Source organism: Chryseobacterium sp. CFS15 (assembly GCF_031118795.1).
In the GTDB taxonomy this organism is placed as follows: Bacteria; Bacteroidota; Bacteroidia; order Flavobacteriales; family Weeksellaceae; genus Chryseobacterium; species Chryseobacterium indoltheticum.
This window is the reverse complement of record NZ_JAVHYL010000002.1, coordinates 265860-290907: the sequence shown is the minus strand read 5'-3', so window position 1 is coordinate 290907 and position 25048 is coordinate 265860. Positions and strand designations below refer to the sequence as shown.

Sequence of the window (25048 nt, the reverse complement as noted above, 5' to 3'; positions counted from 1 at the left end):
AAGTTTTCTATTTACTTAAAAGAAAACAAATTTGATTCTGGAAAATTAAGAGATTCACTTTTTCTTAAAAGTTCTGTGATAGCATCGATTCGTGTTGAAATCAATCTTCTTCTATTTGAAATTGGCCAATCAGTCATTATTCCAAGTAATTTTGGATTTGCATTCTCTTCATAATTTTGAGGATCTAAATACCACAATCCACATCCACTAATTCCAAAAAGGTTTGGTCCAAAACTAAATTTTTTAGATTTAAAATTGACTGTTTCTTGTCTGTTATATTCTACAATAATATTTAATACCTCGTTCCTCTTTAATTCGGGGTATTCAGCTAAGTCAACACATTTTGTAAAATTTATAAATGGGCGGGAATGAAATGAGCTTCGAGAAAAAGATTTTTTCGACCAACTTGAAGGATAACCAAAAACAATATAATTATGAAGGTAAGTTATATCATGATTAATTGCTAAGTTACTTTCAATCACAAAATCATAGCTTTGAATTAAATCTTTTACAGATATATCATCTAATATTAAAATACCAATATCTAAATCATCATTGCTTCTACTAACTTTGGAATTGTTAATTATTAGTTTACCACCAGGTTTAAGTAATGTTTCACCATTTTCCAAAGGAATAAATAGTTCATGAAAATCATCAAATACATGAGCAGCAGAAATAAGTAAATATAAATTTTGAATTTTCGCAAATACACCTGTTCCATGAACTTTATAATCACTATAATTCTTAATTAGAATACAAGTATGATTTCGAATTATAGAAAGGCTTTCTATTTGTTTTTCTGCTATTTGTTTTATAATATTTTTCATAAAATACAATTACTCTAATATACTCATTTATCATAAAAAAAACCGCTTCCCAAAGAAAGCGGTTTCAAAATTTATCTAAAATCCCAATTAAAATATCGCAGGATATTTCTGAGGATTTGTTTCGTTAAACATTGCGTAAATTCTTTCAACCATATCATCCGAAGATGGCTTAGAGAAATAATCACCGTCACTTGCGTAAGCTGGTCTGTGGTCGTTTGCAGCAATCGTCAACGGATCAGAATCTAGGAATCTGAATGCTTTTTGCTTCTCTAAAATCTGTTGTAGAATAAACGCTGAGGTTCCACCTTCTACATCTTCGTCGATTACAACCAATCTGTTGGTTTTCTTTACGCTTTCAGAAATTTCATTCGTTAAGTCGAAAGGAATTAATGACTGTACGTCAATAACTTCTGCAGAGATTCCTAATTTCTCAAGTTCTTCCGCTGCTTCCATTACAATTCTCCAAGTCGAACCGTACGTTACCAACGTTACGTCTTTTCCTTCTTTTGTAACTTCAATTTTCCCAACAGGAACGGTGAATTCACCTAAATTATCAGGTTGTCTTTCTTTTAATCTGTAACCATTCAGACATTCAACAATTACGGCTGGATCGTCACTTTGAAGCATTGTATTGTAGAAACCGGCAGCTTTGGTTAAGTTTCTCGGCACCAATACCAAAATACCTTTTGAAAGGTTCAAAATTCCCGCCATTGGCGAACCAGAATGCCAAACTCCTTCCAATCTGTGACCTCTTGTTCTGATAATTAAAGGAGCTTTCTGACCACCTTTTGTTCTGTACTGAACAGTCGCCAAATCATCACTCATTCCCTGTAAACAATACAAAATATAGTCTAAATACTGAATTTCAGCAATTGGTCTCAAACCTCTCATCGCCATTCCGATACCTTGGCCCAGAATTGTCGCTTCACGGATTCCTGTATCAGCAACACGTACGTCACCATATTTTTCCTGCATTCCTTCAAGACCTTGGTTTACGTCACCGATATTTCCGGCGTCTTCACCAAAGACTAAAGTTTGAGGATATTTTTCGAATATTTTATCGAAATTATTTCTTACCACTACTCTTCCGTCTACATCTTCAGAAGCATCAGAATAGATGGGCTTGATTTCTTGAATATTTTCAGCTTTCCACTGAGACTGAGAATACAAATGAGAAGAATAATTGTCTTTTTCAACCTCAAAGATCTCGTTGTATTTCTGCATCAATTGATTTCTCTCTGCAGAATTTGTTCCTCTTGTTGCCAATAAAGATTTTCTTACCAAATGGAAGACATCTTTCTTCGCTTTTGAAACTAATTTATTGTATTGATTAATATACGTTTCAATTTCAGAATTTTGTCCTTTCAGGTTTTCAACTAAAGGCAAAACTGAAAAAGCTAGTTCAGTAATCGTCTTTTGGTAATTTTCCCAGGCATTTTTTTGCCCGTTTTTTACTGTTTTTTTGGCTTCATCATCGATTGAATCAAGTTCTTCAACAGTTGCAATAATTTCTTCTTGCCCTTCAATTTCGATTGAATAATTTAAAATCCATTCTCTGAATTTCAATAATCCGTCAAACTGAGATTCCCAAGACAAACGTTCTTCATTCTTATATCTTTCATGAGAACCTGAAGTCGAGTGACCTTGTGGCTGCGTCACTTCAATCACATGAACTACAACAGGAACAGATTCCATTCTTGCAAATTGCTCAGCTCTTGCGTAGGCATCCAATAATGAAGGATAATCCCAGGCTTTCACCTGAATAATTTCACAACCTTGGTTTTCACCTTCTTTTCTCTGGAAACCGCTCAACATTTCAGAAATATCAGCTTTTGCTCTCTGCTTCATTGTAGGAACAGAAATTCCGTAACCATCATCCCAGATAGAAACAATCATCGGAACCTGAAGCGCACACGCAGCATTCAATGTTTCCCAGAAGTGACCTTCTGCTGTAGAAGCGTCTCCGATGGTACCGAAAGCAACTTCGCCACCTTTATTTGAGAATTTTTCAGAACCGTCAAACTGTACGGTTTTATATATGTTTGAAGCTTGTGCTAAACCTAATAATCTAGGCATTTGACCTGCAGTAGGAGAAATGTCGGAAGAAATATTTTTCTGCGCCGTCAAATCTTTCCAGCTTCCGTCTTCATTTAAACTTCTTGTCGCAAAGTGACCGTTCATCTGTCTTCCGGCAGAAGCAGGCTCTCTTTCTACACTTGTATCTGCATACAGCTGAGCAAAGAAACTTTCAACCGTCAAGGCATCTGCTACTAATGCAAAAGTCTGATCTCTGTAATATCCTGAACGGAAATCTCCGTTTCTGAAAACTTTTGCCATTGCAAGCTGCGGAAGCTCTTTTCCGTCTCCAAAAATTCCGAATTTAGCTTTTCCGGTAAGTACTTCTCTTCTGCCCAGATAAGACATTTCACGAGAGATTCTTCCTAACTTATAGTCTTCAAGTATCTGATTTTTAAAATCTTGAAAGGAGATCTGTTGAGTTTCAATATAGGTTGTCTGCATAGCCAAATATTAAATATTTTTTATTAATGAAGTATTTTGCTAATATACACTTTTTATATTAATTTTAATTTTCAATAATGTTTTTTAAAAATTTGATAATCAAGATTATGATGTCTTAATTTTACATAATATAAAGAAAATGGAAAAAAAATCATCTCATATACTCAATGCATCCAGCAATTTACTGGGTTTTTCGATGCTGATTATCACTTCGCTGAAAATCACAAAAACTAGCCACAATACATATCTAGATGAATTTGCAGGAGTCGCATGTGTACTTTTTGCATGCAGCAGTTTTCTCTCATTTTTGGCAATAAGATCACGGAAGGAAAAGATGGAGAATAGATACGAGCAGATTGCGGATTATTTATTTTTATCCGCTTTATTTTGTATTGTTTTGTCGGTGATTATGGTAACAACGATGATTTTAGACTAAAATTTTCTCTCGCTGATTTTTTATTAAAATCTACCAAATCCCTTAATCTGCGGCAATTTAAAACAGAAAAGGATTAAAGTTTTAGAACTTTCTTTCAATAACGTAATCAAGCATTTTATGTAAAGATTCTCTAACCTGAGAATCCGGAAATTCATTGAGGATATCTTTTGCTTTTTGCTGAAAATCTTTCATCACGGTAATGGCGTAATCTAAACCGCCCGAACTTTTCACAAAAGCAATCAGTTCTTTTACCCTTTTTTGATCGTTGTTGTAACGTTTAATCGTATTGAAATAATACTTTCTGTCGGTTTCGCCGGCTATTTTTAAAGTATGAATCAACGGCAAAGTCATCTTTTGTTCTTTGATATCGATTCCGACAGGTTTTCCGATGACATTTGAACTTAAATAATCGAATAAATCATCCTTAATTTGAAAAGCCATTCCGGTATATGTTCCGAACTGCATCATTTTCATGGCTAAAGCTTCGTCTGCGTTATTCGACAAAGCGCCTATTTCACAACAGGCGGCAATTAAGGTTGCTGTTTTCTGGCGGATAATTTCATAATAAACATCTTCGGTAATATCAAGTTTTCTGGCTTTTTCCAATTGAAGAAGTTCGCCTTCAGACATTTCTCTGATGGTTCTGGAAATCACGGAAAGTAAATCATAATCTTTATGGTCTGTAGAAAGTAATACCGCTTTTGATAATAAAAAATCACCTACTAAAACCGCAATTTTATTCTTCCACAAAGCATTGATTGAAAAGAAATTACGACGTTTAAAACTTTCATCCACCACATCGTCATGGACCAAAGTTGCCGTGTGAATCAACTCAATCATTGAAGCGCCACGATACGTTTTTTCGTTAACATCGCCAATTAATTTTGCACACAGAAACACAAACATCGGACGCATCTGTTTCCCTTTTGTGGTAACAATAAAACGGGTAACTTTATCGAGTAAAGCGACTCTGCTCTGCATAGATTCATAAAACTTTTGTTCGAAAAGTTTCATTTCCTCATTGATCGGCTGCTTGATTTCTTCTACAATGTTTGCCACGAAGTAAGAATGATGGGTGAGTATTTATTAATTCTCACAAAGATAATTTTTTTCCGCCAATTTTAACAGAAATTAAAGTTTGAGTTTTTCTTTAGGAATAAAATAAAAAAATGGCTTGGTCTTCTTAATAGGCGAATAAAATTTTTCGCCGGAAATATAAACTCCGGTTTCATCAACAGCAATTCCTTCAATCTGACCAATGGTTAAAGCACTTCCCAAATAAAGATGTCTGGAGCTTTCTTTGAAAAAGATTCCGGGCTCAGATTCATTAAAGATGTTTAAAAACACTTCTGTTTTCTTGGTGTAACCCACTACGTAAAGCTTTTTATCAAAATAAGAAGCATCTGTTACGACAAAATTTGTTTTGTAAGATTCTATTTTTTGAGCGGGCTGATTTTCAAAAACTTCTGGATCAATCGTGTAATGCGTGGTAGATTTTGAAGCCCATTCTTTAGTGAAAATATGGATTTTACCATTTAAATAAATCATTGATTCCAAATCAAAATCTGTGTTGATATTTCTTGAAATAAAATCTTTTTGCTCAGGATAATAAAATGAAATCGTCGTCATCGAATCATTTTGCAGCTGATTGTTTTGAAAAGGAATTTTATAAATTTTTAAATGTTGTCGTGTTCCGGCATTGTTTCCAAAATCTCCGATGTAGAAGTTTTTGCCATCGTTGGTTAATGCTTCCCAATCTTTATTTTCGGCATTTATTTTTAAAACTTTTAAAATTTTTCCTGAACTTTTATCTATTTCAAACAATTCTGCAGGGTTTCCACTGTCGTTAAAAGTGTAAAGTTTTCCATCAAAAAAATTCAGTCCTGAAGTTTCCTGAATTGAATCATTGAGAACTGCAATTCTATATTTTTTTAGCTTAAAAATTTCTGCCTGTTGAGAAAAAACAGTCTGAAAAAAGAATAGGGTAAATAATAGAATGATCTTCTTCATTCTACAAAAATAGGATTTTAGGTATAAACTGACTGTTAAGAATAATCAAAAACCTTTAGAAAAAGGCAATGATTAATAGAATTTAGTCTGTAACTTTATTAGCCAACTGTCCGCAAGCTGCATCAATATCACCACCACGACTTTTCCGAATCATAACGGTAATTCCGGCATTCTCAAGCTGACGAACATAATTGTCTTCTGCTTTCTTGTTGCATTGGTCGTATTTTCCGTCACCGATTGGGTTATATTGAATCAAATTAACTTTAGAAGGAATCTGTTTACAATATTTAATTAATGCTTTAATATCCTCGTCTCCGTCATTAATGCCTTTCCAGACACAATATTCGAAAGTGACTACTGAACCTGTTTTTTTGTACCAATATTGAAGAGACTCCATAATATCCGTCAACGGAAATTTATCAGAGAACGGCATAATTTCGTTACGCTTAGACTCAATCGCTGAGTGAAGAGACAAAGCTAATTTAACACGCAACTCATCATCTGCCAACATTTTTATCATCTTCGGAATTCCGGATGTAGAAACAGTGATTCTTCTTGGCGACATTCCCAAACCTTCCGGCTGAGTAATTTTTCGGATCGCTTCCACTACATTTTTGTAATTCATCATCGGCTCGCCCATTCCCATAAATACGATATTGGAAAGCGGCCTGTTGAAATACATTTTACTTTGGCTATCAATTAAAGCAACCTGATCTACTATTTCAGCGACTTCAAGATTTCTCATTCTTTTGAGTCTTGCTGTAGCACAAAATTCGCAGTTTAACGAACATCCTACTTGTGAAGAAACGCAAGCTGTAGTTCTGGTTTCTGTCGGAATTAAAACAGATTCTACCAATAAGCCGTCGTGAAGCTTCACTCCATTTTTAATGGTTCCATCTGTACTTTTCTGAAGCTGATCTACAGAAACTGGATTAATGGTATATTCTTCAGAAATTTTGTCACGAAGCTGCTTTGAAAGATTCGTCATCTCCTCTATTGAATGCAGATTTTTGCTCCACAGCCAATCGTAAACCTGTTTCGCACGAAACGGCTTTTCTCCTAAAGATCCAAAATAATCTTTAAGCTGGTCAAGGGATAGAGTTCTTATATCTTTCATAATATTAAAGAGCCAAGTTAAAAGTAGAAATTAAAAAGTTTTTAAAGTTTAGTGTTATTTACTATTGCAGCCAGAATATTTTTCAATTCGGAACTTTCTTTCAATAGAAATTTAAATTCCTCAGAATCATAACCGTCTAATTTTTCCAAAACCCGAAGCCAAAAATTACTTTCCCTTGCTTCTCTTAAAGCAATTTTCACTTTATTTCTAAAGTCTGCTTTAGAAGATCCGGCTTGAGATTCTTCATAATTAGCACCAATTGATGTAGCAGATTTTCCAAGCTGAAATCTTATCAATTTACTTTCAGAATCATTTGGTAGTTTTCTTAAAAATATAAGACAATTAACTCCAAATTCAAAAGTTCTCGTAAGTAAATCGTTTTCTCTCATCTTAACCTCTAACTTTATACTTTTAACTTGGTTCTTTTTACTTGTTTTATATAATCAACATTGCGTCACCGTAAGAATAGAATTTATACTTTTCTTTTACGGCTTCTTCGTATGCATGCATTAGGAAATCTTTTCCGGCAAACGCAGCAATCATCATCATTAAAGTTGATTTTGGCGTATGGAAATTGGTAATCATTGTGTTGGCAATTCCGAAATCATGTGGTGGATAAATGAATTTATTAGTCCAACCATTGAAAGCCGAAATTTTTCTGTTTGAAGAAACAGAAGTTTCAATTGCTCTCATCGTCGTCGTTCCTACTGCACAAACTCTTCTGTTTTCCTGAACAGCTCTATTGATAATTTCAGCATTTTTCTCATCGATGATGATTTCTTCTGATTCCATTTTATGCTTAGACAAATCTTCTACCTCAATTGGGTTGAAAGTTCCTAATCCTACGTGAAGTGTGACCTCAGCAAAATCAATTCCTTTGATCTCTAGTCTCTTCATCAAATGCTTAGAGAAATGCAAACCTGCAGTTGGTGCCGCTACAGCTCCTTCCACTTTTGCATAAATCGTTTGATATCTCTCAGCATCTTCCGGTTCTACGTCTCTTTTGATATATTTTGGAAGCGGAGTTTCTCCTAATTCTTTTAATTTTGATCTGAATTCTTCATAAGAACCATCAAATAAGAATCTTAAAGTTCTACCTCTTGAAGTTGTATTATCGATTACCTCAGCAACCAAAGATTCGTCTTCAGTGAAGAATAATTTGTTACCAATTCTTATTTTTCTTGCAGGATCTACCAAAACATCCCAAACACGAGTTTCTTTATCAAGTTCTCTCAATAAGAAAACTTCAATCTTAGCTCCTGTTTTTTCTTTATTTCCGTAAAGACGAGCCGGGAAAACTTTAGTATTATTAAAGATGAAAAGATCTTTCTCATCGAAATAGTCTACTACATCTTTGAATAATTTATGCTCAATGGTTTGAGTTTTTCTGTCGAGAACCATTAATCTAGCTTCATCTCTATGCTCAGAAGGGTGTTCTGCCAATAATTCTTCAGGAAGGTCGAAATTAAAATCGGATGTTTTCATTTTTTAAATTACGGTTTAAAAATTATGTAAAATTACATGGTGTAATTTTCGAAGTGCAAATATACAACATTCTATACCCCTTTGTCAAGTGTTTATTTCACGCCTCTTTATTCATGAGGCTTTGAGGCTAAAATTTTATTATTTTTGATTTTTTATCAGCAAAAAAATGACTATTTTGGCTTAATCAAAATATTAAACGATGAGCAAATATTCTATTGAATCTTTTGTAAATGAAACAAAAGAAAACCCTCTTGAAAGAGATTATTTCGAACTGGAAAAACCAGCACTTTTAGAAATCAACCTAAACAATCAATCTGTCTGGACAAAAACAGGAAGTATGGTCGGTTATATCGGCAATATTAATTTTGAAAGACAAGGAATGCTTTCTGGCGGACTTGGGAATTTGTTGAAAAAAGCAATCAGCGGAGAAGGTGCAAAGTTGATGAAAGCAGAAGGAACAGGAAAACTATATGTTGCAGATGATGGTAAAAAAGTAAGAATTTTACATCTCAATAACGAAACGGTTTGTGTGAACGGAAATGATATTTTAGCACACGAACAAAGCATAAAAAGTGACATCACCATGCTGAAAAGTATTGCCGGAGTAATGTCGGGCGGATTGTTTCAGGTAAAACTTTCGGGAACAGGACATATCGCAATTACTACTCACGGTGAGCCATTAACTCTATTAGTAACTCCGGATGCACCAGTTTTCACAGATCCGAACGCAACTGTAGCCTGGTCTGGAAACCTAAGCCCAGAACTGAAAACCAATGTTTCTTTTAAAAGTTTAATCGGAAGAGGAAGCGGCGAAGAGTTTCAGATGAAATTTTCAGGTAATGGTTGGGTTTTGATTCAGCCTTATGAGGAAGTTTATAGACTTGAAAAATAAATATTAAAAAATGCGATTCGATTGAATCGCATTTTTACTCTTTAAAATCTGACCAATTAGTAGGTTCTTTTAAAACTTTAGGTACCTCTACAGTCAAGTCGACTTTTTGAATCAATTCAAAAAAATTAGATCTATTATATTTAGAATTGTATTTATAATCAACACTTCTAACTATATATTTTTGATTCTGATTAAGCAAATTTTTTAATTGTTTTTCAGCTTCACGTGTAATTATATGATCTATTCTAAAATCAATATATTCAAACTTTCCAATAACCAAATTTACAACTGCGTCAATTACTTTCTTTTTCCGTTTTGAATTCTTGAAAACAACAAAACTATATTTCAAAGAATCAAGTTTTTTAATCTCAAAGACTTCTTTTCCTTTGTAAGGAATTTCATGATAATGTTCCTGATTTATTTTGCGAGAATGCTTGTATAAAAAATTAACTTGCTTCCCTATATTTTTCACTTTAAAAACATGTTTTAATTTGTAATCTTGTGAATAAAGTACCGCAATAATATTATTTTTTTCAGACTCAAGATTGAGTCTAACACCATTTTTTGTATCATAAAACCATTCTTTATTCCAAACATGTTTTTTAGTTATTTGATATTCTGATTTTTCTTTTATGAAATAATCAAAATGATACTTCTGCGAAAAAGCAAAGCTCGAAATAAAACAAAATAAAAGCAAAAAAAAATTCTTCATTATAAATAATTTGTGAAACATAGTATATTTAGTAAAACTTTAATCACATGTATTTTTGATGACTTGTCCTTGATTATAATGATCTACTTTATTAAAATTCTTATAAGAAGTAGTTATGGAACATGATGTAAGATTTTGAATTTTTGAAAATGAAATATATTTAAACTTCTGAGGTAAAATTATTTTTACTTCTTTTTTTATTATTGGAAAAAGTTGTAATTCCTTGAAATTATCAAATTCTCCTTTTAAAGAAAATACAGACAGAGAATCTTTATTTATAACTTCATTTTTGAATAAATAATACGAATTATTATGACCAAACTCAGAATGAAGTAATATTATCTTATCAATTGTAGGATACTTTTCATCAGAAATAGGTTTTACTATAAAAAAATCATCCAAATCTTTCATGTTAGAAACTGTACCTATATAATTATATATTTCTCCCTTCTTTTTTGAATTTATATAATAGAAATAATGTCGCTCTTTAGTCGAAAAATCTCTAATTACAGCAAATAAACGTTGATTTGGTTTATAGAGTTGTAAAACTGGATCTGTACCTTGAAAACCGACACGCATAATACCTAGTTTTTTAATTCCATTAGCCTTGTGATAATCAAGTTCATAATAAAAAGTATACTCTTGCGAAAAAACAAGGCTTGAAATAATACAAAATAGTAGCAAAAAATTTTTCTTCATATAAAAGTATTTGTGGAACACAAATATATCTTTTTAATTGGAAATGTTTAAAGTTTATAAATAATCTAATACTTTTTTCCATTCCTCAAATTTTCTTTCAAAAGAAATCGTGTGAAGAGGGCTTGTTGAAGGCAATAAATATATTGGGATTCTAAAATTTTTGCCTAATAATTTCTGTAGATTTTTATATGACTTTCCGCCATTGCAAAATATTGCCTGAATGTTTGGATAACTTTCTAAAAGCTCTCCAATCTGGTTGGCTTCTTCATTTTTAATTTCAGAATCGAGGCTTCCTTTTCTTTCGCAGGAATCGATGACATCCCAAATTGCAATGTTATTTTTCTTTAAAATATCAATTCGTTCTGAATAATCTTCTGTAAATTCTTCATTAAACAGTTCAAAAATAATCTTCCAGAATTTGTTTTGAGGATGAGCGTAGTATTGTTGTTTTTCTAAAGACTTCACACCGGGAATTGAACCTAAAATTAAAATTTTCGATTGACTATCAATAAATGGTGGAAATGATGAAATTCGGTTCTCCATAATCTTAAGATATAAATTTTGAATTGAATTTATTTAACGCAAAAAGCGCAAAAATTTCTTTTAAATCAAACTAAATATTTTCGTTATTATTAAACAAAAAACGGGCTAAAGCCCGTTCCTATTGATATTTTTGAATACTTAAATTAATTATTCATTTTTAATTATTGATTATTAAAGCGTTTCTTTCAACCAATCAAAAAATTCTCTCTGCCAAACTAAGCCGTTTTGCGGATGAAGAACCCAGTGGTTTTCGTTCGGGAAATATACTAGCTTTGATTTCAGACCTCTCAATTTCGCAGCCTGGAAAGCTTCCTGACCTTGTTCGTAAGGAACACGGTAATCTATTCCACCCTGAAAAATCATAATTGGTTTATTCCATTTTTCCACAAAATTACTCGGGTTAAATTCTGTATATGCTTTTGGAAGAGGTTTTTCCCAAGGTGAACCCAAGTCCCAGTTGGCAAACCAAAGTTCTTCGGTGGTTAAATACCAAGATTTCATATCAAATAATCCATCGTGAGCGATAAACGTTTTGAATCTGTTCTCATGAATTCCCGCCAACATAAATACGCTGTAACCACCGTAACTTGCTCCAACTGCTGCAACTCTGTCACCATCAACGTAAGGTAACGTTTTAGCATAATCTGTTGCTGCCAAATAATCTCTCATCGGTTGTCCGCCCCAATCTTTTGAAATTGCTTCATTCCATTTTGTTCCCCAACCCGGCATCCCGCGACGGTTTGGTGCAACAACAACATAACCGTTTGCTGCCATTAAAGCAAAATTCCATCTTGTACTGAAAAATTGCGTAAGTCCAGATTGTGGACCTCCCTGACAATATACTAAAGTCGGATATTTTTTATTCGGATCGAAGTTTGGTGGATAATGGAACCACACTCCCATTTCTTTTCCGTCTGTGGTTTTCACCATTTTCAATTCAGATTTTCCTTGTGCTAATTTCGCATAGGTGTCTTTATTGACGTCTGTAACCTGGCTTAATTCTCCGTTTTTAAGATTTACAGAGAATAATTCTGAAGCATGGTTGATATCGGTTTTTGAAACTAAAAGAGATTTTTTTCCTTCCGCAAAAATATCGGTTACATCAAAATTTCCTTTTGTAATCTGACTCACTTTTGCATTTTTAAGATCTACAGAAAATAACTGAACAGTTCCACGAAAAGCTGCATTAAAATAGATACTTTTAGAATCGCTGCTCCAGAAAGTTGTTCCTGTTACGCTTTCGTCCCAGTTTCCTGTCATATTGCTTTTTGCACCGGTTTTCCAGTCCATTACCACAATATCATTTTTATCAGCTTCATATCCTTCTCGCTCCATACTTTGCCACAGCAACCATTTTCCATCTGGTGAAAATTTTGGGTTCACATCATAACCCATCATTCCTTCAGTTAAATTTTTTGTCGTTGCTGACGCTAAATCGTAAGCGAAGATATCTGTATTTGTGCTTGTAGAATATTCTTTACCGCTTTTAGGCTTTGTAACATACAGAAGTTTTGAAGAATCCGGACTGAAGACAAAATCTTCTGCTCCACCGAAAGGTCTTTGCGGAGAATCCCAAGTTTTTCCTTCCAATAAATCTTTAGCAGAATCTACACTTGAAGAAGTATTGACTACAAAAACATGATTATATTTCCCTTCATTAAAATAATCCCAGTGTCTGTGATTGAGATCTGTGTAAATCTGGGCAGTCGTTTTTGGAGTATCTGCATATTTATCTTTCCCCATCAGTTTTTCCACCAAAACTTGCTTGCTGAAAGCAATTTTCTTTCCATCAGGAGAAATAACGATGTTATCTGCTTCGCCGATGGTGTAAAATTCTGTCCAGGTTTTTCCGCTGTCTTTTGAAAGATAGATTTTTTCACCTTCCTGAGCGTACAATCCGTTTTTATCCCACTGAACTAAAGCTTTTTTACCTAAATCAATTTTAGAAGACTGATTATTGATAACATCCAGGAAATAACTTTCGTTTTTTGTTTTTTCAGTTTTTAGATCAACCTGTCCGACTTTATAAATCAGCGAAGATTGATCGGGTGAAACAGCCTGCACTCCTACTTTTTTCAAAGTCCAAAGAATTTCAGGTGTCATGAGTTGTTGTGCATTCATTAAGAAAGGCGCTGCCAAAGCGAGCAGACTGTACTTAAGTTTCATATTCTGTACTATTTTTATGAACTTTCGGGATTTTGAGATCTCCTCGGTTCTTTTATTATTCTAAGATTGCCAAAGTTAATATATAAAATAAAAAGAAGTGAAAAATTGAAGAATAAGTTTTGAATCTTTTCGAATTGTAAACCCTACATTATCAATAGTTGTAAAGACCTTTACACAATCACACTGGTTTTTCGTTAGTTTTAAATTTGCAAAACACAAAAGCTACACATACATTTACAATCATGTATTTTATGATTAACGATGTCACTTCGGAATCATTAAAAATTATTATTAAGATTTAAAATAAAATAAAACCATGCGAAAAGTATCACTTTTTATTGCCACAAGTTTAGACGGTTATATTGCTAAACCGAATGATGACCTCAGTTTCCTGAAAATTGTAGAAAAAGAAGGTGAAGATTATGGTTATTCAGAATTTACAGAAAACATTGACACCTTAATTATCGGGCGAAAAACTTATGATTATGTGCTTAAAGAATTAGGATCATCTCATTACGATAATGGGAAAAGAGATGTCTATGTCATTACAAGAACTGAAAAACCCAATGTTGGAAGAACCACTTTTTACACAGGAAATCTGACTGATTTGGTAAAACAACTACAATCTGAAAACGGAAAAAACATTTATTGTGACGGTGGTTCAGAAATAATAAACGAATTATTAAAGAACGATTTGGTAGATGAATTTATAATTTCTATTGTTCCTGTTTTATTAGGCAATGGAACAAGACTTTTTAAAGACGGAAGACCAGAACAGGAGCTTCAGTTTGTGAGTGCAAAAACATACGAGACGGGACTGACACAGCTTTATTATAAAAGAAAATCAGAATAAAAACAAACTATAGAAATAGTTTTACGAATTTTTTCTAAACATACAAATCCCCGCAAAATTAATAGCGGGGATTAAACTTTTAGCTTACTATATCGTCATTTTCTTCTTCATGATCATCTTCATTATCGCTTCTGCTGTATAGATTATTTTCTTCATCAGGAAGCTGATCTGTGATTTGTTCGAAATTATCATCATCCTCTGCTCCCGGAATATCTAAACCATAAGGCATTCCGTCGTTGACGTGACCGGGATTGGTGATAGGATTACCATCTCCATCCAAAGGAATATGTTGCTCTTTATTGAAAATATCTTCACTTGGTCTGTAATCCATTTCCTCCAGTTTTCTGTCCTGCTCGTTTTTGTTATCTTCAGTGATCATAATAATTATATTTAGTGTTGAATTAGAATAGACAAAAATGGTTCCAATTGGATAAGAGACATGGAAAAAGTTGAAAGAATCGAGTTGGAAAATTGCAACTTTCTTTTAAAGATTTCAAATTAAATCGAATCCCAAGTTTAATATACTTCCGGATTTGCAATATGCGGCATTTTTTGTCCTTTAGAAAAAGCAATAATATTTTCTGCAGCCAGCCTTGCCATACCATTTCGGGCTTCGATCGTTGCAGAACCAATGTGTGGAAGAACGCACACATTCGACAATTGTAAAATAGGATCATTATCTTCAATAGGTTCCGGGTTGGTAACGTCTAAACCAGCGCCCCAAATCTGCCCTGAAACCAAAGCCTGATACAAATCTTTCTGATTATGAAAACCTCCTCTCGCTGTATTCACAAAAATTGCATTTTTTTTCATCCTTTCAAAAACTGAAGCATTAAAAAGATCACTTTGTTCAGGTTTAAAATTCGCATGAATACTCAAAACATCCGATTGCTCGATTAATTCATCAAAAGAAACATATTTTGCATTCAGTTCTTTTTCGGCTTCTTCATTATGATTTCTGTTGTGATAAATGATATTCATTCCGAAGGCTTTTTTACATTTTTCAGCCATTTCAAAACCAATTCTTCCTAAGCCGAAAATACCCAACGTTTTACCATACAATTCCTGCCCGAGCTCATAAAGCGGATCAAAGTTTCCCCAATTCCCATCTTTCACTTTTTGAAAATAAAAACTGGTTCTTCTGGAAACCGATTGCATCAATAAAAATGCAACATCAGAAGTAGCCCGACTCAAAACATCTGGCGTATTTCCTACCGGAATATTTCTTTTGGTAGCTTCTTTAATATCAACATGATCAAAACCTACGCTGAACAATGCAATTGCCTTTACATTTGGACATTTCTCAAAAAATTCCTGATTAAATTTATTGGCGCCAACATTTAAAATTGTATCGGTATTTTTACAGTATTCTAACCATTCTTCATGTGACAAATCATCATTTTCAGGGACTATAACTTCCAAACCGGCTTCCTCCAGCATTGTAATTCCTGTTTCGGGAATTCTTTTGTTTATAAAAACTTTCATTATTTTATTATTTAGACAAATAAAAACCTCACTACTTTTACAAGTGAGGTTCCTATTAATTATTATTGACTTATTTTCTTGATTTCATTCAAATTAAAGTCCAATTTTCGTTCCGAAAAATCTCAGGTTAATGGTTTTAAATAAATTATTTTAATCTAATTAATTCGCCTTTTCGTTTTACAATATTTTTATAATCCCACTGAATTTCCACAGACTTTTTCAGCCAACGTAGAATATCAGTTTCATTCATTTCATTCATATTATTATAAAATACAGATGCATCCTGAAATTTTTCACCTTCTACATTCAACTGTTCTTCATTAAAGGATCTTCCGCTCCAAAACATAAGGCGGATTCCTTTTTTCTGCTTACTGTAACCCACAATTGGATTTCCCTCTAAAAACCAGACCGGATGTGCATGCCAGATTTTATTCTCAGCATCATTCAGCCCAGAATCAATCAATTGAGAAAGTTTTATGCAAATTTCTTTATCTGAATCTGCTTGTCTTTCGTTATAATCAAAAATATCAGCGTTAATCATCTATCATTTTAGTTAAAAGTTGATTGGATTCAAATTAATTTATAAGTAATAAAATGATCCAAATTACTAGAATAACAAGATGTATAATAGTTGAAAGTTTCATTTCTTTTTTCAAAACAAATACCTTTATACCATTAATGATTAGTAAAATAACGTTTAGTATAGCTAAAACGAAAACCGACAAAACATCAAAGTTTGGCGTGCATGGTCCAGATTTAAATTTGCCAGAAACATTTATTAAAACTATTATCAATATTGCTATTAAATAAAATACTATTGATTTTATTGCATTCTTTTTTTCTTGGCTCATAGTATATTTGCAGGTTATGAGAACTAATCTTCAGCCTACTGATTTGTATTATTCAACATCGGAACAAATTTGTAAGCTCCGAATTCTTCCTTTTCAATTTCTGTAGGAGAAATTTTAGTGAATCGGTATAAAACCTGTTGGTCGGTCGGACCCAAAGGAATAACCATTTTCCCACCCACTTTTAGTTGTTTTAATAATTCTGTCGGTAAAACAGATGCTCCGCAAGTCACAACAATTTTATCAAATGGTGCAAAAGTAGGAAGTCCGGCAAAGCCATCTCCAAAGCTTTGGAATTTAGGATAAAGATGCATTTCACGCAGCTTCTTTTTAGAAAAATCAAAAAGGTCTTTTTGTCTTTCAACGGTATAAACTAAAGCTTTCATTGCCAATAAAACTGCAGTTTGGTAACCACAACCCGTTCCTATTTCAAGCACTTTTTCTCCAGCCTTCACCTGCAAAAGTTCAGACTGCTCTGCCACCGTTGAAGGATGAGAAATCGTCTGATGCGCCAATATCGGAAAAGCACGGTCTTCATATGCAAAATCTTCAAAAATGCTTTCTATAAAGAGGTGTCTTGGTACTTCATTTATTGCAGAAAGTACATTTTCATCCGATATCCCAATCTTGTGTCTGAGATATTCAACCAAATTTTTCCTTTTCCCTTTATGTACAAACGAATCGTGCATCATCAACAGTTATTAGATAGTGTAGCTACAAAAGTAAAAAAACAATCAATACGTATCAACCTAAAACCTATCATCTATTTCCGAACACCTAAAATTATTATCTTTACAAAAATTACAACGCTATGTTAAAAGCAGGTTTGGTAGGCGCCGGACATTTAGGAAAGATACATTTAAGACTTCTTAATCAATCTGATAAATACGATTTCGTAGGTTTCCACGATAAAGATATAGAAAACGGAAGAAAGCTAGAAGCTGAATTCGGATACAAATATTTTGAAAATTTTGATGAATTATTAGATCAAATCGAAATGTTGGATATTGTAACACCAACATTGTATCATTATGATTATGCTCTGAAAGCTATCGAAAAAGGGCTTCATTTTTTCATCGAAAAACCGGTAACTCAGACGCTTGAACAGGCTGAAGAAATTCTCTCAAAATGTCGAGAAAACGGCATCAAAGCACAGGTTGGCCACGTTGAAAGATACAATCCTGCGTTTATTGGCGCAAAAGATTACATTCAAAATCCGATGTTTATTGAGATTCACCGTTTAGCAGAATTTAATCCTCGCGGAACTGATGTTTCTGTAGTTTTAGATTTAATGATTCACGATCTTGATATTTTGTTGAGTGTGGTAAAATCTAAAGTAAAAAACATTCATGCAAGCGGCGTTTGTGTGGTAAGTAAAACTCCGGATATTACCAATGCAAGAATTGAGTTTGAAAATGGCTGTGTTGCCAATTTGACGACTTCCAGAATTTCGATGAAGGCGATGAGAAAGAGTCGTTTTTTCCAGAAAGACGCTTATATTTCTGTTGATTTCTTAGAGAAAAAAGCTGAGGTTATCAGAATGAAAGATGCGCCCGAAAATCCTACTCCTTTTGATATGATTATTGAAAATGCAGAAGGTGAAAAAAATCAGATTTTATTTGAATACCCAAATATTCAGGCAAATAATGCGATTTTGGATGAATTAAATTCTTTTGCTGATGCCATTTTAGAAGATAAAAATGTAGAAGTTTCTCTGGAAGATGGAACTGAAGCGTTGAAAGTAGCTTTAGAGATTATGAAGTTGATTTCTTAGATTAAAATATTTTTCAATATCAATAGAAACGGGCTAAAGTCCGTTTTTTTTATTGAAGAAAAAATTAGCATCTTGACATAACTTTCTGTAAATATTTTATAAGCTTGTGAAGAACTAAATCCTGTAATTTCATATTTGATTTTATTTAAATATTTTAAATATATTTGTTAAATTCAAAATTCTAAAAATTTTCCCTAATATTTAAAATAACCATTATGAAAGGAGCCATTCTATTATCTGCTTTTTTATTGTCTCAATTTGGGACATCACAGTTGTTAAAAACACAAGGACAGAAAATAATTAATGATAAAGGTGAAAATATTCAACTTCGAGGCTTAGGTTTAGGAGGATGGATGCTGCAGGAAGGTTATATGCTGAAAACTGCAGATTTTGCAGGACCACAATATAAGATCAAAGAAAAAATTGCAGAACTCATCGGTAAGGATGGAATGGAAAATTTCTATAAAGCCTATTTAAAAAACGGAATCACAAAACAGGATATTGATTTTTTAGCAAAGTCAGGGTTTAACTCGATCCGTCTTCCAATGCATTATAATCTTTACACTTTGCCTATCGAAAAAGAAAAGATAAAAGGACAAAATACCTGGCTGGAAGAAGGTTTTATAATGACCGATGATCTTTTGAAATGGTGCAAAGACAATAAAATTTATTTAATTCTTGATCTTCATGCAGCTCCGGGCGGACAAGGAAATGATGTGAATATTTCTGATAATGACAAATCGAAACCTTCTCTTTGGGAAAGTGAGGAAAATCAGAAAAAAACAATTGCACTTTGGAAAAAATTAGCAGAAAGATATAAAGATGAAACGTGGATCGGCGGATATGATTTGATTAACGAACCGAATATTAATTTCACAGGGAAAAATCAGAACGGAACAGATGAAATGTCAAATGCTCCCCTGTGGAAACTTCAAAAAGAAATCACCGAAGCCATTCGTACCGTTGACAAAAAGCATATTATTTTTCTTGAAGGAAACGGTTGGGGAAATAATTACAATGGTCTAACACCGCTTTGGGACGACAATCTCGTTTTTAGTTTTCATAAATACTGGAACTACAATGATGATGCAACGTTAAAGTTTATTTTAGATCTAAGGGAAAAATATAATATTCCTATTTGGTTGGGAGAAACCGGCGAAAATTCTAATGTCTGGTTTACGGAACTGATTCAGTTACTGGATAAACACAATATCGGTTATGCATTTTGGCCCATGAAAAAAATTGATAATATTGCAGGAATCAACAATGTAAAAATCACTCCGGAATATCAAAAACTATTAGATTACTGGAAAAATGGCGGTGAGAAACCTTCGAAAGAATTTGCAGAGAAAGCTTTAATGAAAATTGCAGACAACTATAAATTTAGCAATACCGAGATTAAAAAAGACGTAACCGATGCGATGTTCAGACAGACAACTGATGATTCTACAAAACCTTTTAAAAATCATCAGGCTCCCGGAAAAATATTTGCAACGGATTATGATCTTGGAAGAATAGGATCTGCTTATTCAGATAAAGATTTTATCAATCTTTGGGTGAGTGATCCGGCAAAAAGATCAGAATGGAATTCGGGAAATCAGCTTAGAAATGATGGTGTTGATATTTATAAAACCAATGACAATCAATATTACGTCGGAAAAACTGAATCCGGAGAATGGCTTCAGTACACAATCAATTCCAAAACAAATAAAATCTATTCTTTAGACCTAAAATATGCCAGCATTAGCAATGCAAAAATAAGAATTGAAGATGCTACAGGAAAACTATTATCAACAATTTCTTTAGATGCAACAGGCGGAACTGAAAATTGGAAAACGGTTTCCAAAAAGGGCATCAACCTTATAAAAGGAGAAAATAAAATCAGAATTATTTTTGAAAACGACGGCGTCAATCTGGCTTATTTTGAATTAAAATAATAAGAACCTTACACAATCCATCCTTTTTATTTTCTAAATGGGATGGATTTTAATCAGGTTTAAATTACATCTTTATTCTTTTCATTACATTATTCTGCGTATTCGTTACATTTCAAAAAAAACAAGTTTTTACATCCGTTTATTCTTTAGAAATTTACACTCAAATAAATGACTAATGATTATGGGGAAATATAGAAATATCATTTTTTATATAGCAACGATTATATTTTTCTCGACATTGATGTACTGGTTTTTTGTGGAAGGAAAAACCCTCGAAATAGGAGAAAATATTCCTCCAAGCAAAGCAACAGGCACGACGATGTGGGAAAATTTTACTGATTCTTTTTTATCAAACCTTCATCATCCTTTAGCACTTTTACTGGCTCAGATTGTTACCATTATTTTGGTGGCAAAATTATTCGGCTGGATTTGTATGAAACTAAAACAGCCTTCCGTAATCGGAGAAATGATTGCCGGAATTGTTTTAGGGCCATCACTTTTCGGATTATATTTTCCTGAGCTTTCAGCATTTATTTTTCCGACAGAATCATTAGGAAACTTACAGTTTTTAAGCCAGATTGGTTTGATTCTCTTCATGTATATTGTCGGAATGGAGCTTGATTTAAGTGTTTTAAGAAAAAAAGCACACGATGCAGTTGTGATCAGTCACGCAAGTATTATCATCCCTTTTGCGTTGGGAGTTGGGCTGTCTTATTTTATTTATAAAGAATTTGCTCCAGAAGGAATTCAGTTCAGTTCCTTTGCTTTATTTATAGCGATTGCAATGAGTATCACTGCATTTCCGGTTCTCGCCAGAATTGTACAGGAAAGAAATTTACACAAAACCAAAATCGGAACCGTCGTTATTACCTGTGCCGCAGCTGATGATATTACAGCATGGTGTATTTTGGCAGCGGTAATTGCAGTGGTAAAAGCAGGATCTTTCTCAGGGTCAATTTTCGTTATTATCATGGCGATAGTTTATGTTTTCATCATGATTAAAGCGGTGAGACCCTTTTTACATAGAATTGCAGAATCTCAGAAAGGAAAAGGTTTTATCAGCAAAGCATTGGTTGCCGTATTTTTCTTAATCTTAATTATCTCATCTTATGCCACAGAAGTTATCGGAATTCATGCTTTATTCGGAGCTTTCATGGCTGGAGCAATCATGCCTGAAAACGTAAAATTCAGGAATCTTTTCATCGAAAAAATAGAAGATGTTGCCTTGGTATTATTGCTTCCTCTTTTCTTTGTATTTACTGGTTTAAGAACACAAATCGGGTTACTAAATGACCCACATCTTTGGAAAATAGGCGGATTTATTATTCTTACCGCCGTAATCGGGAAATTTGTGGGAAGTGCATTAACTGCTAAATTTTTAAAACTAAACTGGAAAGACAGTCTTACAATTGGCGCGTTGATGAATACGAGAGGTTTAACAGAATTAATTGTTTTAAATATCGGTTACGATCTTGGAGTGTTAGGCCCTGAATTATTTACAATGTTGGTCATCATGGCATTATTCACCACATTTATGACCGGGCCTTGTCTTGATATGATCAATTATTTCTTTAAAGGAAAAAAATCGTCACTGGAAGAGGAAGAACATGATGAAAACGATGCAAAATACCGAGTCCTTTTATCTTTTGAAACTCCGGAATCAGGAAGTACATTACTGAAACTTGCCGATAATCTTACGCATAAAATGAATGGCAACAAAAGCGTAACCGCCATGAATATTGCTCCTGTAGATGAATTGCACGCTTTTGATATCGATAATTTTGAGAAAGAACAGTTCAAAAATGTGATTGAAACTTCGCAGGAACTTCAGCTTGAAGTCGCTATCCTTTTCAAAGCTTCCACCGATATTGAAAATGATCTGACGAATATTTCGAACAAAGGAAATTACGACCTTCTTTTGATCATGCTCGGAAAATCAATGTACGAAGGAAGCTTACTCGGAAGACTTTTAGGTTTCACCACAAAAATTATTAATCCTGAAAAATTACTGAACACTGTAAAAGGGAAAAGTAATATTTTCAACAATTCGCCATTCGATGATTCTACGCTGCAGATTCTCGATAACACCAATATTCCTGTCGGAGTTTTGGTAGACAGAGATTTTAATTCGGCAGACAGAGTATTCATTCCTATCTTTAATTTAAGTGATTTTTATTTACTTGAATATGCGAAAAGACTGATTAACAATAATAATTCCCAAATCATTATTTTGGATGTTGCAGGACAGATCAGAAACAATATTGAAGTGAAAGAGCTCATCAGAAGCATCGAACAGGTTGCACCCAATCACATCACTTTATATAACGAAAAACAGATTGAAAAGGAGTTTTTACAGGCCCAAGATTTAATGTTAATCAGCAAAAAAAGCTGGCGAGGTTTGATCGATTCTAAAAGTCTTTGGCTATCAGATATCCCTTCAACACTGATCATTTCAAATCCTTAATTAATAATTTTCATAAATTTAGATATTGATATTTTAAAAAAGACCGGAACTTGATGAGTTTCGGTCTTTTAAGTTTTGCATAATGAGATTTTATATACGTCAATCTTTTGTATTTAAAGCATTTTCAACATTTTTTTATATCTTTAGAAAGAGATAAATTTCATAAAGGGACAAAAAACATTATTTTTAATATTAAATATTTTTAATCTACCATGTACAAACTTTTCTTATTCTTTATTCTATTTCTATCTTTTACGAAAAACCAAGCTCAAGAGTTATCAGTACCGTTTGAAATTATAGATGGATTTCCTATTGTTCATGTATGGGTAGAAGGTAAAAATCATCAATTTGTTTTTGATACCGGAGCATATAAAACATGTATAAATTCTGAGGTTTTTCCTAATCTTCCAATCTCAAAAAAGATTGAAAATATAGGTGGAATTGGCAGTGAAAGGAAATCGATGAATGCAGTGAATTTTTCTTTTAATTTTTTAAATCAAAACTACCTTAACCAAGAAGTTATTTATACAGATTTAAGTTTATTCTCAAAAATGAGTTGCACGAACTTAAAGATAAGTGGAATTATCGGACGTGATGTCATGGAAAATTATATTGTGGAAATAAATCCTGACAGTAAAAAAATTATTTTTCATCATCACTCGGATTTTAATGAAAGTCAATTGAAGGGTTTTACCAAAATGAAACTTCAAAAAAAAAGTCCGGCGGTTCCCATAAAGATTGGAGGAGAGACAAGATACGCTCTTTTTGATACAGGAAGCGCTTACGGAATAAGTACAACAAATTATAAGCTTGAGAACTATATCAAAACAGCACAACACATTTCCTATAAAAGTAAAGGAAGTAGCATTGGAATACATGGCGTTAATAATGATGAAGATATACATTACAAAGTTTACAATTCTCCACTAGAGGTCGGAAACCTCACTGTAAAAAATCAGGTTTTTGAAACATCAAAAAATGATTTTAATAATATGGGATTTGATTTTAGCAAACAGTTTATTTCCTATTTAGATTTAAAAAATCACAAACTTTTTATAAAACAGGTAAATCAGAATACTGAAAGCATTAATGATAATGCTCTATATAATATAGGTTTTTCTGTCGGTTATAATGTTGAGAAAGAAAAAAGTATGATAACAAGACTTTCTGCAAAAGTCGAAAATTTGGTTCCAGGTGATACTTTGATAAGTATTAATGGTGAAACACCTCCAACAAACAATTGTGAAATGTACTCTTTTCTAAGAAAATTTTTCGGTTCAAAAATGAAAATCATTATTGAGCGGAATAACGAAACAAAAGAAATTGAAATAGAATCTGTTTAAGTCCTATAAAACAAAATCCGAAGTATTACTCTCGGATTTTTTATTTTAAATTATTTTGTACGTATCGATTTAGAAAGAATTGCATTTTTTTTCATTAAGAAATCGGGCATCAAATCTGTAGGAAGAAAGAGTTTGCTTTCTCCATCATTCTCTAATGTGCTTACAATTTCAGGATTCCAACCCAGAAGATCATTCATATTAATTTTTAATTCTTCTGCAATTACGCCCAGCTTAAATCCTGCATTAATTTCGGTTTCCGACAAAGCAATTTCCTGAGAGTTTGTCGCCCTATTATTTAAAAGATGAATCGTTCTGGAATCATTATAATTTGCCAAAACCGAGTTTAATTCTCCTGTTGCATAACATGCATTCAAGTATTTCTTCACATGATTAATGGTTTCCGCAGGCAAATATTTAGAAAAAACATGGTATTGTGTAGAGTTTGCAGCCTGCATCGCTTTGGCAATATTTCCTTCTCCACAATTATAAGCAGCAACAACGGTTACCCAATTGTTATATTTTTTATACAGATTTTTCAGCGAAACGGCAGCTGTTTTTGTACTTCTGTATAAATCATTTCGGCGGTCTTCTGTTAATCCGTATTGATTGGCATGAGCGGTCATAAACTGCCAAACTCCTACCGCTCCTGCATGTGAAGTAATATTTCGGTTAAAATGAGATTCTATTAAAGCTAAATTTCTCAAATGCTTTGGCAACCCTTTCTCAACCATAGAAAATTCGATAAATGTCACAATTTCCTTGTTGGCTTCTATGATATTCTTGTATTTTCTTACACTGCTTTCCGAAGTGTCTGAAGCAGCAAGAAACTGCGCATTCACAAAATGTGAACAGCTCAGGAATACTGCCGATACTATAATTTTCTTGAGATTCGTTTTCATTTTATTTGGGTAAAGCTACTCAATCGCAAAGACGTTTT

Annotated in this window: 23 protein-coding genes; 7 read left to right on the top strand and 16 right to left on the bottom strand. The window is 33.2% G+C overall.

The features are described 5' to 3' along the window. Positions 1 to 11: 11 nt before the first annotated feature. Entirely contained in the window at positions 12 to 827 is an 816-nt protein-coding gene (locus OH814_RS04055; RefSeq protein WP_308827206.1) for a hypothetical protein, read from the bottom strand. Between the two features lie 87 nt (positions 828 to 914). Beyond that, positions 915 to 3347 (bottom strand): transketolase C-terminal domain-containing protein, encoded by a 2433-nt coding sequence (locus OH814_RS04050; protein ID WP_308827205.1) that lies wholly within the window; start codon positions 3345 to 3347, stop codon positions 915 to 917. 139 nt (positions 3348 to 3486) lie between these two features. Between OH814_RS04050 and OH814_RS04045 the strand changes: the two genes are divergently transcribed. Beyond that, entirely contained in the window at positions 3487 to 3783 is a 297-nt protein-coding gene (locus OH814_RS04045) for a hypothetical protein (protein WP_076560705.1), read from the top strand. A gap of 81 nt (positions 3784 to 3864) precedes the next feature. Here OH814_RS04045 and OH814_RS04040 read toward each other — a convergent pair whose 3' ends face one another. The 5 genes from OH814_RS04040 to queA all read right to left on the bottom strand — a co-directional run bounded on the left by OH814_RS04040 (position 3865) and on the right by queA (position 8395). Further along, on the bottom strand, positions 3865 to 4842 hold the full coding sequence (locus tag OH814_RS04040) for a polyprenyl synthetase family protein (protein WP_308827204.1): 978 nt from the start codon (positions 4840 to 4842) through the stop codon (positions 3865 to 3867). Between the two features lie 72 nt (positions 4843 to 4914). Continuing rightward, entirely contained in the window at positions 4915 to 5793 is an 879-nt protein-coding gene (locus OH814_RS04035) for a hypothetical protein (protein WP_308827203.1), read from the bottom strand. An 82-nt stretch (positions 5794 to 5875) separates the two neighbouring features. Next, the gene (gene rlmN, locus OH814_RS04030) at positions 5876 to 6910 is read right to left on the bottom strand and encodes a 23S rRNA (adenine(2503)-C(2))-methyltransferase RlmN (protein WP_076560700.1); all 1035 of its coding nucleotides are present in this window, start codon (positions 6908 to 6910) and stop codon (positions 5876 to 5878) included. A gap of 41 nt (positions 6911 to 6951) precedes the next feature. After that, on the bottom strand, positions 6952 to 7299 hold the full coding sequence (locus tag OH814_RS04025) for a four helix bundle protein (protein WP_308827202.1): 348 nt from the start codon (positions 7297 to 7299) through the stop codon (positions 6952 to 6954). 46 nt (positions 7300 to 7345) lie between these two features. Beyond that, the gene (gene queA / locus OH814_RS04020; protein ID WP_076560696.1) at positions 7346 to 8395 is read right to left on the bottom strand and encodes a tRNA preQ1(34) S-adenosylmethionine ribosyltransferase-isomerase QueA; all 1050 of its coding nucleotides are present in this window, start codon (positions 8393 to 8395) and stop codon (positions 7346 to 7348) included. 199 nt (positions 8396 to 8594) lie between these two features. Here queA and OH814_RS04015 point away from each other — a divergent pair, with 199 nt between their 5' ends. Further along, positions 8595 to 9287 carry an AIM24 family protein gene (locus tag OH814_RS04015; RefSeq protein ID WP_076560694.1) on the top strand — a complete coding sequence of 231 codons (693 nt, stop codon included), beginning with the start codon at positions 8595 to 8597 and terminating at the stop codon, positions 9285 to 9287. A gap of 34 nt (positions 9288 to 9321) precedes the next feature. On the opposite strand, the gene OH814_RS04010 is transcribed toward OH814_RS04015, so the two are convergent. The 4 genes from OH814_RS04010 to OH814_RS03995 form a co-directional block, all read right to left on the bottom strand. Beyond that, positions 9322 to 9999, bottom strand: a complete 678-nt coding sequence (locus OH814_RS04010; RefSeq protein ID WP_308827201.1) for a hypothetical protein — start codon at positions 9997 to 9999, stop codon at positions 9322 to 9324. 39 nt (positions 10000 to 10038) lie between these two features. Beyond that, positions 10039 to 10698, bottom strand: a complete 660-nt coding sequence (locus OH814_RS04005) for a hypothetical protein (protein ID WP_308827200.1) — start codon at positions 10696 to 10698, stop codon at positions 10039 to 10041. A gap of 54 nt (positions 10699 to 10752) precedes the next feature. Beyond that, positions 10753 to 11241: a DNA-deoxyinosine glycosylase gene (locus OH814_RS04000; RefSeq protein ID WP_308827199.1), complete on the bottom strand. Its 489-nt coding sequence runs from the start codon at positions 11239 to 11241 to the stop codon at positions 10753 to 10755. A 171-nt stretch (positions 11242 to 11412) separates the two neighbouring features. Beyond that, positions 11413 to 13407, bottom strand: a complete 1995-nt coding sequence (locus OH814_RS03995; RefSeq protein ID WP_308827198.1) for a S9 family peptidase — start codon at positions 13405 to 13407, stop codon at positions 11413 to 11415. 316 nt (positions 13408 to 13723) lie between these two features. On the opposite strand from OH814_RS03995, the gene OH814_RS03990 reads away from it, so the two are divergent. Beyond that, positions 13724 to 14260, top strand: a complete 537-nt coding sequence (locus tag OH814_RS03990) for a dihydrofolate reductase family protein (protein ID WP_123887241.1) — start codon at positions 13724 to 13726, stop codon at positions 14258 to 14260. Between the two features lie 79 nt (positions 14261 to 14339). Here OH814_RS03990 and OH814_RS03985 read toward each other — a convergent pair whose 3' ends face one another. From OH814_RS03985 to OH814_RS03970, 4 genes are all read right to left on the bottom strand, one after another. Continuing rightward, on the bottom strand, positions 14340 to 14639 hold the full coding sequence (locus OH814_RS03985; RefSeq protein ID WP_123887240.1) for a hypothetical protein: 300 nt from the start codon (positions 14637 to 14639) through the stop codon (positions 14340 to 14342). 137 nt (positions 14640 to 14776) lie between these two features. Next, on the bottom strand, positions 14777 to 15745 hold the full coding sequence (locus tag OH814_RS03980; RefSeq protein WP_308827197.1) for a D-glycerate dehydrogenase: 969 nt from the start codon (positions 15743 to 15745) through the stop codon (positions 14777 to 14779). Between the two features lie 145 nt (positions 15746 to 15890). Then, positions 15891 to 16286 (bottom strand): DUF1801 domain-containing protein, encoded by a 396-nt coding sequence (locus tag OH814_RS03975; protein ID WP_308827196.1) that lies wholly within the window; start codon positions 16284 to 16286, stop codon positions 15891 to 15893. 345 nt (positions 16287 to 16631) lie between these two features. Beyond that, the gene (locus OH814_RS03970; protein ID WP_308827195.1) at positions 16632 to 17282 is read right to left on the bottom strand and encodes a protein-L-isoaspartate(D-aspartate) O-methyltransferase; all 651 of its coding nucleotides are present in this window, start codon (positions 17280 to 17282) and stop codon (positions 16632 to 16634) included. 122 nt (positions 17283 to 17404) lie between these two features. Between OH814_RS03970 and OH814_RS03965 the strand changes: the two genes are divergently transcribed. From OH814_RS03965 to OH814_RS03950, 4 genes are all read left to right on the top strand, one after another. Next, a complete protein-coding gene (locus OH814_RS03965) occupies positions 17405 to 18367 on the top strand; it encodes a Gfo/Idh/MocA family oxidoreductase (protein ID WP_308827194.1) in 963 nt (320 codons plus the stop codon). A 215-nt stretch (positions 18368 to 18582) separates the two neighbouring features. Next, positions 18583 to 20304: a cellulase family glycosylhydrolase gene (locus tag OH814_RS03960; protein WP_308827193.1), complete on the top strand. Its 1722-nt coding sequence runs from the start codon at positions 18583 to 18585 to the stop codon at positions 20302 to 20304. A 181-nt stretch (positions 20305 to 20485) separates the two neighbouring features. After that, the gene (locus OH814_RS03955; RefSeq protein ID WP_308827192.1) at positions 20486 to 22768 is read left to right on the top strand and encodes a cation:proton antiporter; all 2283 of its coding nucleotides are present in this window, start codon (positions 20486 to 20488) and stop codon (positions 22766 to 22768) included. A 212-nt stretch (positions 22769 to 22980) separates the two neighbouring features. Next, entirely contained in the window at positions 22981 to 24111 is a 1131-nt protein-coding gene (locus OH814_RS03950) for a hypothetical protein (RefSeq protein ID WP_308827191.1), read from the top strand. A 50-nt stretch (positions 24112 to 24161) separates the two neighbouring features. Here OH814_RS03950 and OH814_RS03945 read toward each other — a convergent pair whose 3' ends face one another. After that, a complete protein-coding gene (locus OH814_RS03945) occupies positions 24162 to 25010 on the bottom strand; it encodes a lytic transglycosylase domain-containing protein (RefSeq protein ID WP_201133702.1) in 849 nt (282 codons plus the stop codon). Positions 25011 to 25048 lie beyond the last annotated feature (38 nt).